Here is an 11,907-nt window from a genome sequence, read left to right as displayed (position 1 = left end):
GCGTGGCGTCGGGGATACGCCCCGTGGCAAGGATGCAAACGTTGCGTGAACAGGGCCTGCGGGTACATCCCGACATGCTATGCTTGTTCGCCGTCAGCACAATGTCTGGCCTTTGTGCCCCCATCGAACCATCCCTGAGGAGAACAATGACCACCAAACTACGCGCCGCCATCGGCGCGCTCTCGGCATGCGCCGTGCTCATCGGCGCGCTCGTCGGCCCCGCCGGCGCGCAGGAGAGCGAACTCGACGGACGCATCACGAACGTCTACACGGCCGGCAACGGCATGGCCTTCCAGAAGGTCAGCCATCCCGAAAACGGCCTCGAGACCGTCGACGGCGTCGTCGACTACGTCGGCGGGGGCGCCATCTCGGCCAAGGACCAGGGGCAGGGCGACCGCGGCCAGTCCTACAGCTACGCCGCCGAATCGGCCGGCGACTGGGTCTACATCGGCACGATGTATGGAGGCCTCGGCGTGCAGGCCATCCTCAAGGGCAGCCTGTCGGCCAACATGGGCATGAGCGTCGAGGAGGCGACCGCGTTGATCCAGACGCTCTACGCCGGCAACATGTACCTCGGCGAGCCGGACGGCAAAAGCGCCGGCGGCGTGCTGTTCAAGTTCAACGTGAAGACCGGCGAGACGAAGATCCTCATGTCCCAGTCCGAAGGCATCGACGGCGGCAAAGGCGTCATCCCGACCTTCCGCAGCGCGTTCAAGATGAACGGCAAGCTGTACTTCGAAGGCATGGTCATGGACACGAACAACGCCGAGCTGACGGCCCAGGAGATCGGCACGGCGATGGCGATGCAGAACGGCTTCCCGTGCATCTACGAGGTCGACCCGTCAGACGGCGACCGCCTGACGAAGGTCTACGACAGCGTCGACGCCGCCGGCTTCCGCGAGCTCGTCAAGCAGAACGTGTTCACGTCGACGCGCGCGATCGGCTCGTTCAAGGACGCGCTCATCGCCGGCGACCTCAAGCCGACCGCAGACGGCGAGGGCGCGGCCTTCCTCGTCGCCTCGAGGACGCCGTCGGTGCCCGGCTCCTACAAGGTCATCGCCGACATGGCCAGCTTCGACGATCTTCCGGCGATCCACCGCTCCGACGTCAACGGAGGAGGCGGCATCTACCAGGTGCTCGAGTTCGACGGCAGGCTCTACGTCGTCGTGTGCACCGGCAGCTTCGAGACGCGCAACGAGCAGACCGGCACGCTGCGCTCCTTCGCGATCTACGTCGGCGAGAACGACGGCGACCCGACCGAGAAGGACGACTGGACATGGCGTCCGCTCGTCGGCGACACGTCCAAGGGCGCGAAGTACACCTTCGGCCTCGACGCGTCGCGCGTGAGCGCCGGCGCCTGCACGCTGCAGATCTACAACGACCATCTGTACATCGGCGACTACAACGACGTCGCGAGCGCGCTGCAGGGCTTCGCGATGCGCACCGACTTCGTGACGCAGGCGACGAACCTCGAGCAGTCGATCAACCTGTACCGCATGGACAAGGACGAGCACGTCGAGATGCTCGTCGGCGACCCGAACGAGACCTTCCCCGACGGCGGCACGACCGGCCTGGGCTCCGGATACGGCAACCACATGAACCAATACACGTGGCAGACGACCGTGCATGAAGGCAAAATGTACCTGTCGACGATGAACACGACGACGCTGCTCGAGCCGATCGCGCAGTTCACGAACGGCGACATCCTCAACATGAGCGAGAAGGACTGGAACAACACCGTCCACTACCTGCGCACCTTCATCGAGCTCATCCTCGACCGCGACAAGGTCGGCGCGGCGACGCCCGCGGCCGAGGACGGCGACACGGCGCGGCTTGACGCGCGTCCGCGCTCCGACGACGCCGACGCTCTCGTCGACTGGGCGGTCGAGGCCGCCGACGCGCGCCTGCACGCGGCGACGCTCGCCGACGCCGACGGCGACGACGGGACGGCGCAGACGGTCACGCTGAGCGATGAACAGCGCAAGGCGCTTATCGACGGACTCAACGACGGCTCGATCGTCCCCGAGAGCCTGTCCGACGAGGAATCGGCCGCGCGGCTGCTCCATGCGAACGACCTGCTCACCGTGCTCGGCACGCAGCTCGACGAGAAGGCCTCCGAGGACTTCGCCGAGATGTACGAGGAGACCGAGCGGCTGCTCGCCGATGTGCCGCAGATGCCGGAGAGCCTCAAGAAGGTCTACGAGACGCTCGTCAAGCTGCTCAGCGTCGACAACCTCAAGGCCTTCCTCAAGTCGCTGCCGTACCTGTCCAAGTCGAAGCGCGGCTTCAACCTCTTCGAGATCACCGAGGGTGCCGACGGCGGCGTCGACGTCGCGACCGTGTCCGACGACGGCTTCGGCGACCCCTTCAACCACGGCCTGCACATCTTCGTCAACACCGACGACCACATGCTCATCGGCACCGCCAACCCGTTCTACGGCACCCAGCTGTGGCGCGTGGCGAACACGATGTTCCCCGTGCACGTGAGCGCCACGGAGGGCGGCACCGCAAGCGCCGACCTGACGCAGGACGTGGCGCCCGGCACGACGGTGACGCTGCGCGCCACGCCCGACGCCGGCTGGCGTCTGGCCGGCTGGAAGGTGACGAAGGGCGGCGTCGAGGTCGCCGCCGACGGCACCTTCACGATGCCGGGGGAGGCCGTCTACGTGGACGCCGTGTTCGAGCAGATCGACGCGCCGTCCGGCGGCGACGACGATGGCGACGATAACGGCGGCGGCTCGGACGTGACGAAGCCGGGCGACGGCGCTTCCGGGCCGTCCGACGTGACGGACGTGACGGAAGCCGACGGCGATGCGTCGTCGCCGGGCGACGTCGCGAGCACCGGTTCGTCGATCGCGGCCGCGATCGTGGCGCTCGGTGCGCTCGCGCTCGCCGGCGTCACATTGCTCGCCACGAAGTGCGCGCACCGGCGCGTCTGATGTGACCGGCGCGACGGCGCAGACGGCGGGGAGGGCATCCATAGGGTGCCCTCCCCGCCGCGTATCCGGGCGCGGACGCGGGGTATAGAGACGCGGGGTGGTATAGAGTGGTCGCGTTATGCGGTCAACGAGGACGCATCAACGAATCGGATGGATTAAGAAGAGGGGGTGATGACGGGACAATGCAGCCCGCGACGCCGTGGGACGTGGATGAGGACGCTGGCCGCGTTCGGATGCACCGGACCCGCCGCTGCTCGCGTTCTCGTGCGGCGGCAATGGCTTCGCCACGTTCAACAACGGGACGAAGGAGGCCGTGCACGAGTTCTCGACGATGATGCCCGACGGCGAGTGCTGCGACGTCTACGCCGTCGAGGACTGTTCGAGGACGGTGGGGGCGCGCAAGGGCAAGGTGCAGGTGAGGCTCGCGCCGACCTCGGCCGTCGCGCTGTATACCGGCACGACGAAGAAGACGCATCCGGCCGCAAGCCACGCCGTCGATCCGTCGACGTCGCAGCGGGTGCGCCCACGTCGGGTGCCGCCGCGTCGTCGACGTCCCGTCCGCGCCGTCGCAAGGCATCGCGACATCGTTGGAACGGCGCCGATGCAACGCATCGTTGCGGACTGAGGGACATTACGTTCGCGTCCGTTGCTGGCGCACGGCGACGCCGGCGGCCTACCGTGGCGCCATCGATGCGGGGAGCGTCCGGGCTCCCCGCCCTGGCAGATGGGAACCACGATGGCACGACCACGAACGCAGCGCCGCGCCGACCGGCGGCACGATCGACTTCGCCGGTCGGCGGATCACGGCGATGAACGCCGCGGCCGCCGACGCGCAATGACGGATCGCAAGGATCAGGAACGATAACAAGGAGCACATGATGGAATTCACGACCAGACTCAAGGATCTGCGCAGGCAGTCGCACCTCTCCCAGGAGCAGCTTGCGACCCGCGTCGGCGTCTCCCGGCAGGCGATCTCGAAATGGGAGAGCGGCGCCGGACGCCCCGAGATCGAGAACCTCGTCGCGCTCGCCGACGTATTCGCCGTCAGCGTCGACGCGCTGCTCGGCGTCGCCGACGCCGCGGCTGGCGGCGGAGCCGAGTACCGCTACGAGAGCGTCACGAGCCACGACGTCGACCAGCCCAAGCACTTCGACGTCGACTGCGGCTCGATCTACGGCTGCACAATCCGCGGCTACGACGGCGAGCAGCTGCGCGTGCGCGTCGTGTCGAACACCGTCGCCGAGGTCGCGCGGCACTTCAAGGTGTCCGTCGACGACCGCGCGAAGCGGATCGACGTCGTCGTCAGACGCGGCGACGGGATCAGCGAGACGCTCGCGAAGGACGACGTCTCCGTCGTGCTGTGGATCCCGCAGCGCTACGTCACGACGATGGAATGCGCGGCGAAGGCCTTCGAGGCGCATGTACAGGGGCTGGACTGCGACGGGCTCGAACTCGACGTGCGCACGCAGCGGCTGACGCTCGACGACGTGCACGGCCACGTGGAGGTCAACTGCAACCTCGACATGGAGATCGACTGCGCGACGCTCGACGGCCGCGTCGACGTCAACCAGCTGTCGGCGACCTCGCGCATCACGGTGCCCAAGGGGTCCACGATCGCCGTGCTGACGCACGGGCTGCGCACGCGCACGATCGTCGGCGCCGGCGTGCACGTGGACGAGGACGCGCCGGACGTCGTCGAGCTCAACGGTGTGGCGAGCGAGCTCATCATCGAGGGGCGCTGAGGCGGCGCGCGCCGGGGGAGGAGGCCCCGCGCCCGCCAGTCCATGTCACGGCGCAGCGATACCATGAAGACCCATGGCAAGAAGACAACATGGCAATGCTCAGGAACACGTCACCAAGCACATCTTCGTCAGCGGAGGCGTCGTCTCCTCACTCGGCAAGGGTCTGACCGCATCCTCCCTCGGACGTCTGCTGCGCAGCCGCGGCATCCGCGTCCTCCAGCAGAAACTCGATCCCTACATCAACGTCGACCCGGGCACGATGAACCCGTTCCAGCACGGCGAGGTCTACGTGACCGAGGACGGCGCCGAGACCGATCTCGACATCGGCCACTACGAGCGTTTCCTTGACGTCTTCCTCTCCCAGAAGGCGAACGTCACGACCGGCCAGATCTACCAGGAGGTGCTGCGCAAGGAGCGCGCCGGCGAGTACCTCGGTCAGTGCGTGCAGGTCATCCCGCACATCACCAACGAGATCAAGTCGCGCATGCGCGCGCAGGCCTCGGACGATGTGGACGTCATCATCACCGAGATCGGCGGCACCGTCGGAGACATCGAATCGCAGCCCTTCCTCGAGGCCGCGCGCGAAGTGCGCCGCGAGCTGGGGCCGGAGAACTGCATGTTCATCCACGTCTCGCTCGTGCCGTACATCGCCGCCGCCCATGAGCTCAAGACGAAGCCGACGCAGCACTCGGTCATGATGCTGCGCCAGCTCGGCATCACGCCCGACGCGCTTGTGCTCAGGAGCGACCGCCCGCTCAACCAGGGCATCAAGGACAAGATCTCGCTGATGTGCGACGTCGACCCCGAGGGCGTCGTCAACTGCGTGGACGCCGCGAGCATCTACGACGTGCCGAAGGTGCTCTTCGACGAGGGCCTCGACACCTACGTCGTGCGTGAGCTGGGACTGCCGTTCCACGACGTCGACTGGGACGAGTGGGAGGATCTGCTCGAACGCGTGCACCATCCCAAGCACGAGGTCAGCATCGCGATCGTCGGCAAGTACATCGACCTGCCGGACGCCTACCTGTCGGTGACCGAGGCCATCAAGGCCGGCGGCTTCGCCAACTGGGCGAAGGTCAATGTCAAGTGGGTCGCGGCCGACCGTTGCGAGACCGAGGAGGGCGCCGCCGCGGCGCTCGACCAGATGGATGGCATCGTCATCCCCGGCGGTTTCGGCATCCGCGGCATCGACGGCAAGATCGGCGCGCTGCGCTACGCGCGCGAGCACCAGCTGCCGGTGCTCGGCCTGTGTCTCGGCCTGCAGTCGATGGTCATCGAGTACGCGCGCGACGTGCTCGGCATCGAGGACGCCGGCTCGACCGAATTCGACCCGGAGTGCCCGAACCCGGTCATCGCGACGATGGAGGAGCAGAAGGACATCGTCGCCGGCAACGGCGACATGGGTCACACGATGCGTCTGGGCTCCTACCCGGCCGATCTGCTCGAGGATTCGCTCGTCGCGCGCCTGTACGGCACGACCCACGTCACCGAACGCCACCGCCACCGCTACGAGGTCAACGTCGCGTACAAGGACCGGCTGCGCGAGGGCGGTCTCGTCATCTCCGGCCAGAGCCCGGACGGCGAGCTGACCGAGTTCGTCGAGCTGCCGCAGGACGTGCATCCGTTCTACGTGGCCACGCAGGCCCACCCCGAGTTCAAGTCGCGTCCAACGAAGCCTCATCCGCTGTTCGCGGGGCTCGTCAAGGCCGCGCTGGACCATCAGGCGCAGCGTTGAGCGCGCCCCTGCCGCGCCCTTCGGCATCCCGGGGCGCGACAGGATGTCGACCGGCTGCTCTCCGTATGCGGGGACATGCGGGAGCAGCCGGTCAAACGTGGATGTTTTGTCATCATTTGTTCGCGGGGCTGGCCGTGTTCACGGCCTTCGCCTAGTATCAAAGCGAATCATCGTATTTTCGTGCAAGGAACTCTATGTCTTTTTCCAGTGGAAACCATGGCATGGGCGCGGACGGGGACGGCTTCCGCGCGGATTCCGGACAGCCGCCGGCGCCGCAGGTCGACGAGCTGACGATCGCGCAGCATGCGCCCCAGGGACGTCGCCGGCGCCGCGTATGGCCGTGGGTCGTACTCGGCGTCGCCGTGCTCGCCGTCGCGGCCTGCGGGGGGACCTACGCCTATTTCCAGGACCGCGCGTTGCCGGGCACGACGCTGTGGGGGCAGCCGGTGGCCGGCAAGAGCGAACAGCAGATCGCGCGCATGATCGACGACCAGGTCGCCGCCGTGCGCGTCCCCGTCACCTATGAGGGCGCGCAGGCGCAGATCGACGCGGCCGATCTGGGCATCGACGTCGACGCGGACATGATCGCGAAGCAAGCCGTCGACGCCAAGCGCTCCGGCCCCTTCTGGATGCGCTATCTGCCGTGGGAGCACAGCGACGTCGCGCCGACGATCACGCCCGAGGCCGATCCGACCGTACTCGACGCCAAACTCGGCACGAACAGCGCGAAGCCGGTCGACGCCACGCTCAAGGTCACCGAGGACGGCGCGCATGTCGAGACGGTGCCCGGCGCGAACGGCTCCGGAGCCGACTCGAAGGCCGTCGCCGACGAGGCCGTCGCCGTGATCGAGTCGCTCGGCTCACGCAGCGCGAAGACGGTGGCGCTGACGATGGACACGATCGAGCCGAACGTCGCCGACGCGACCGCCGATCAGGCCAGGGACTCGCTTAACGCGCTCATCGACGCCAAGGCCGGAATCGTGGTCGGAGGCGAGAAGGTCGCGACCTTCTCGCCGGCGGCGCTGCTCGACGCCTCGCGCATCGAGCCGAACGAGGAGTCGACGCTCAAGGACGGCGAGACGCGCTCCGGCGTCGTCGTCTTCGACTCCTCCAAGCTCCAAAGCCACTACGACGAGGACATCAAGCCGCACTACGCGACGACGAAGGAGGACCGCGAGGTCATCGTCAACAACAACGACGAGGAAGTCGTCGTCCTCAAGGAGGGCCACGACGGCGTCCGGATCAAGGACGGCGCCGACGCGAAGGTCGGCGAGCAGGCCGCCGAGGCCTTCGCCGGCGGCGAAGGCGACGTGCAGGTGGACGGCGAGGTCGATCCGATGGCCGTGAAGAAGACGAAGCGCCACGTCGTCGTCGACCTGAGCGACCACAAGGTCTACGCCTACGAGAACGGCAAGCAGGTCAAGGCCTTCAACATGTCCGCGGGTCAGGGCAACGACTACGCCACCGGCGCGTGCCAGCCGAGCGGCGACCTGTGCACGCCGCTGGGCGACTTCGAGATCTGGCTCAAGTACCCGTCGCAGCATATGAGCGGCACGCTCACGCTCTCCGACGGTACGAAGGAGACCTGGGACGCGCCCGACGTCGGCTTCGTCAACTACTTCTCGAAGACCGGATGCGCGATCCACCGCATCGCCACCGACACGCCGTACACCGACGCGCAGATCGCCGCGATGGGCAAGAACACCTCGCACGGGTGCGTGGGCATCGGATGGGACGCGGCCGAATGGTTCTACGACTTCGCCGTGCAGGGTCCCGACCACGGGGTCACCGTGCACGTGCAGCAGTGAGTCGCGGAGCCGTGTGACCCAACGCACATCGCAGGCCGGGAACCGCACGGTTCCCGGCCTGCGGCCGTTCCCGGCACCGGAGCGGGGCGGGCGGGCCGTGAAACGTTCTGGCGTGTTCATACGCCGTCCGTTACCATGTAATGCGGAACAACCAAGAAAACGAGAGGCGGCGACCTGTGGCAGACGATCAGATGCCCAACGCAGCGTCCGACGTGGAGATGAATCAGTATCTGGCTGATCGCGGCCGCGTCAACGAGGACAAGATAAGACAGGATGACGAGATCATCGGTCAGTTCGGCGAGTACTCGTACGGCTGGCACGATTCCGACGCGGCCGGCGAGGCGGCCAGGAAGGGCATCGACGAGCAGGTCGTGCGCGAGATCTCGGCGGACAAGCACGAGCCCGCGTGGATGCTCGACATGCGCCTGCGTGGCTACAAGGCCTTCGTCGAGCAGCCGATGCCCAAGTGGGGCGTCGACCTGTCCGGCTTCCACGCCGAGGACTTCAAGTACTACGTCAAGCCCGTCGGCAAGCAGGCGGCGCGCTGGGAGGACCTGCCCGACGACATCCGCGAGACCTACGACCGCCTCGGCATCCCCGAGGCCGAGAAGAGCCGTCTCGTCTCCGGCGTCGCCGCGCAGTACGAGTCCGAGGTCATCTACAACTCGATCCAGGAGGACCTGGCCAAGCAGGGCGTCATCTTCGTGGACACCGACACGGCCGTGCGCGAGTACCCCGACCTCGTGCGCAAGTACTTCGGCACCGTCGTGCCGCCAGAGGACAACAAGTTCGGCGCGCTCAACACGGCCGCATGGTCCGGCGGCTCGTTCGTATACGTGCCCAAGGGCGTGCACGTCGACATCCCGCTGCAGGCCTACTTCCGCATCAACACGCCGAACATGGGCCAGTTCGAACGCACGCTCATCATCGCCGACGAAGGCTCCTACGTGCATTACGTGGAGGGCTGCACGGCGCCGATCTACTCGACCGACTCGCTGCATGCGGCCATCGTCGAGATCATCGTCGAGAAGAACGCGCGCGTGCGCTACACGACGGTGCAGAACTGGTCGAACAACGTCTACAACCTCGTCACGCAGCGCGCCTACGTGCGCGAGGGCGCGACGATGGAATGGGTCGACGGCAACATCGGCTCGAAGGCGACGATGAAGTACCCGGCGTGCATCCTCGCCGAGCCGTACGCGAACGCCTCGACGATGTCTCTCGGCTTCGCCGGCGCCGGCCAGTACCAGGACACCGGCGCGAAGATGATCCATCTGGCGCCGCACACGAGCTCGACGATCGTCGCGAAGTCGATCTCGCGCGGCGGCGGGCGCTCCGCCTACCGCGGCCTCGTCAAGATTGTCGACGGCGCCGAGGGCGCCAGCTCGAACGTCGTGTGCGACGCGCTGCTCGTCGACGACTTCTCGCGCTCCGACACCTACCCCCACGTCGACGTGCGCGAGGACGACGTCTCGATGGCGCACGAGGCGACCGTCTCGAAGGTCTCCGAGGACCAGCTCTTCTACCTGATGAGCCGCGGCATCGAGGAGAAGGAGGCGATGGCGATGATCGTGCGCGGCTTCGTCGAGCCGATCAGCCGCGAGCTGCCGATGGAATACGCGCTCGAGCTCAACAGGCTCGTCGAACTGCAGATGGAAGGATCGGTGGGCTGACCGATGGTGGACAACGCGGAAATCAACATCCCGGTCGCGGATCCCGACGATCCGTACGCGGTGCCGGCGGCGATGCCGTCGAGCGCCGACACGAGCCCGCGCTCCTTCGACGTGGCCGACTTCGCAACGCCGACGCGCAGGCAGGACGACTGGCGCTTCACGCCTGTCGAGCGTATCCCCGAGTTCTTCGAGCCCTTCGAGCCGAGCGGCGCCACGCGCATCTCGGTGGGCTATATCGACGGCTCGCCGATCGACGACGACGACGTGGACGTGCGCGAGGTCTCGCTCGGCGAGGCGCCGTGCGGCACCGTCGGCAAGCCGTCCGACCGCGTCGCCGCCGTCGAATGGAACAGCGCGAAGGGCGCATGGGTCGTCGAGCTCAAACGCGAACCGGCGCGGCCGGTGCTCGTGCGGGTCCACGGCGGCGGCCTCGACCCCGACGCGCTGCACCTCGTCATCGTCGCGCGCGATCAGGTGCACGGCGACGTCGTCGTCGAGCACGACGGCGACGCGCGGCTGGCCGAGGGCGTCGAGATCGTCACCGGGCGCGACGCGCACATCGGCACGACCTTCATCCAGGAATGGGGCTCCGACTCGAAGCACGTGGCGAACCACCGCATCCATCTGGGGGCCGAATCGTCGCTGCGCCACTCGGTCGTCACGCTCGGGGGCGCCTTCGTGCGCATCCGCATGGACCAGGACTTCGGCGGCGAGCACGGCGACCTCAACATGCTCGGCATCTACTTCGCCGACCCCGGCGAGCACATCGAGCACCGCACGATGGTCGTGCACAACCACCCCGAATGCCGTTCGCGCGTCGTCTACAAGGGCGCGCTCAGCGGCGAGGGCGCGCATTCGACATGGGTCGGCAACGCGCTCATCGAGCCGACGGCGCCGGGCACCGACTCCTACGAGCTCAACCGCAACCTCGTGCTCACGCCGGGCGCGGTCGCCGATTCGGAGCCGAACCTCGAGATCGAGAACGGCAACATCATCGGCGCGGGCCACGCCAGCTCGGTCGGACGCTTCGACGACGAGGAGCTATTCTATCTGCGCTCGCGCGGCATCCCGGAACGCCAGGCGCGCAAGCTCGTCGTGCGCGGCTTCTTCGGCGAGCTCGTCGAGGAGATCGGCATCGACGAACTCGCGGCCCACCTGATGGACGCGATCGACCGCCGTCTGGCGCGCGGCGAAGACGAAGACATGCAACACGCATTGGAGGAGAAGTAATGTCCACGCTCGAAATCAAGGACCTGTACGCATCGGTCGAGACGAAGGAGGGCCGCAAGCAGATCCTGCGCGGCGTCAACCTGACCGTCAACTCCGGCGAGACGCACGCGATCATGGGGCCCAACGGCTCGGGCAAGTCGACGCTCGCCTACACGCTCGCCGGCCATCCCAAGTACGAGGTCGACTCCGGCCAGGTGCTGCTCGACGGCGAGGACATCCTGACGATGACCCCCGACGAGCGCGCGAAGGCCGGTCTGTTCCTCGCGATGCAGTACCCGGTCGAGGTGCCGGGCGTGTCGATGACGAACTTCCTGCGCACCGCGAAGACCGAGATCGACGGCAAGGCGCCGGCGATCCGCACCTGGACGAAGGAACTCACCGAGGCGATGAAGCGTCTCAAGATGGATCCGAAGTTCGCGACGCGTTCGGTCAACGAAGGCTTCTCCGGCGGCGAGAAGAAGCGCGCCGAGGTGCTCCAGCTCGAACTGCTCAAGCCGAAGTTCGCGATCCTCGACGAGACCGACTCGGGCCTCGACGTCGACGCGCTGCGCATCGTCTCCGAAGGCGTCAACCGGGCCAAGGAGGCCGACGACTTCGGCATCCTGATGGTGACGCACTACACGCGCATCCTCAAGTACATCAAGCCCGACATCGTCCACGTCTTCGCAGACGGCCACTTCGTGAAGACCGGCGGCCCCGAGCTCGCCGACGAACTCGAGGAGCGCGGCTACGACGAATACCTGCCCGAGGGCTCCGACTCCGAGTCGGCCCTCGCCTAAG

The 11,907-nt window shown here is 67.2% G+C and carries 8 protein-coding genes; all 8 read left to right on the top strand.

Translation table 11 applies throughout. The features are described from left to right. The first annotated feature begins 146 nt into the window (after positions 1-146). Positions 147-2,939, top strand: coding sequence for an InlB B-repeat-containing protein (locus D2E22_RS02100; RefSeq protein ID WP_126031451.1), 2,793 nt, complete (start codon positions 147-149; stop codon positions 2,937-2,939). A gap of 313 nt (positions 2,940-3,252) precedes the next feature. Further along, positions 3,253-3,564 (top strand): hypothetical protein, encoded by a 312-nt coding sequence (locus D2E22_RS02095; RefSeq protein WP_126031450.1) that lies wholly within the window; start codon positions 3,253-3,255, stop codon positions 3,562-3,564. 250 nt (positions 3,565-3,814) lie between these two features. After that, on the top strand, positions 3,815-4,681 hold the full coding sequence (locus tag D2E22_RS02090; protein WP_126031449.1) for a helix-turn-helix domain-containing protein: 867 nt from the start codon (positions 3,815-3,817) through the stop codon (positions 4,679-4,681). Positions 4,682-4,754: 73 nt separating this feature from the next. Next, the gene (locus D2E22_RS02085; RefSeq protein WP_126031448.1) at positions 4,755-6,416 is read left to right on the top strand and encodes a CTP synthase; all 1,662 of its coding nucleotides are present in this window, start codon (positions 4,755-4,757) and stop codon (positions 6,414-6,416) included. A gap of 194 nt (positions 6,417-6,610) precedes the next feature. After that, complete coding sequence (locus D2E22_RS02080) at positions 6,611-8,224, top strand: L,D-transpeptidase (RefSeq protein WP_126031447.1); 1,614 nt, start codon at positions 6,611-6,613, stop codon at positions 8,222-8,224. A gap of 191 nt (positions 8,225-8,415) precedes the next feature. After that, entirely contained in the window at positions 8,416-9,897 is a 1,482-nt protein-coding gene (gene sufB / locus D2E22_RS02075; protein ID WP_206431332.1) for a Fe-S cluster assembly protein SufB, read from the top strand. Positions 9,898-9,900: 3 nt separating this feature from the next. Continuing rightward, the gene (gene sufD / locus D2E22_RS02070; RefSeq protein ID WP_126031445.1) at positions 9,901-11,127 is read left to right on the top strand and encodes a Fe-S cluster assembly protein SufD; all 1,227 of its coding nucleotides are present in this window, start codon (positions 9,901-9,903) and stop codon (positions 11,125-11,127) included. Continuing rightward, positions 11,127-11,906, top strand: a complete 780-nt coding sequence (sufC, locus tag D2E22_RS02065) for a Fe-S cluster assembly ATPase SufC (RefSeq protein ID WP_126031444.1) — start codon at positions 11,127-11,129, stop codon at positions 11,904-11,906. The genes sufD and sufC overlap by 1 nt, the downstream gene beginning before the upstream one ends. Position 11,907: the final 1 nt, after the last annotated feature.

It is taken from the genome of Bifidobacterium castoris (assembly GCF_003952025.1).
Taxonomy (GTDB): domain Bacteria; phylum Actinomycetota; class Actinomycetes; order Actinomycetales; family Bifidobacteriaceae; genus Bifidobacterium; species Bifidobacterium castoris.
The sequence above is the reverse complement of the archived record's forward strand: the minus strand, read 5'-3'. Positions and strand labels throughout refer to the sequence as shown.

Coding starts and splice junctions, on each gene's coding strand:
- sufC (WP_126031444.1), top strand. CDS start 11,127: ATGTCCACGCTCGAAATCAAGGACCTGTACGCATCGGTCGAGACGAAG.
- D2E22_RS02080 (WP_126031447.1), top strand. CDS start 6,611: ATGTCTTTTTCCAGTGGAAACCATGGCATGGGCGCGGACGGGGACGGC.
- D2E22_RS02100 (WP_126031451.1), top strand. CDS start 147: ATGACCACCAAACTACGCGCCGCCATCGGCGCGCTCTCGGCATGCGCC.
- sufB (WP_206431332.1), top strand. CDS start 8,416: ATGCCCAACGCAGCGTCCGACGTGGAGATGAATCAGTATCTGGCTGAT.
- D2E22_RS02085 (WP_126031448.1), top strand. CDS start 4,755: ATGGCAAGAAGACAACATGGCAATGCTCAGGAACACGTCACCAAGCAC.
- D2E22_RS02090 (WP_126031449.1), top strand. CDS start 3,815: ATGATGGAATTCACGACCAGACTCAAGGATCTGCGCAGGCAGTCGCAC.
- sufD (WP_126031445.1), top strand. CDS start 9,901: ATGGTGGACAACGCGGAAATCAACATCCCGGTCGCGGATCCCGACGAT.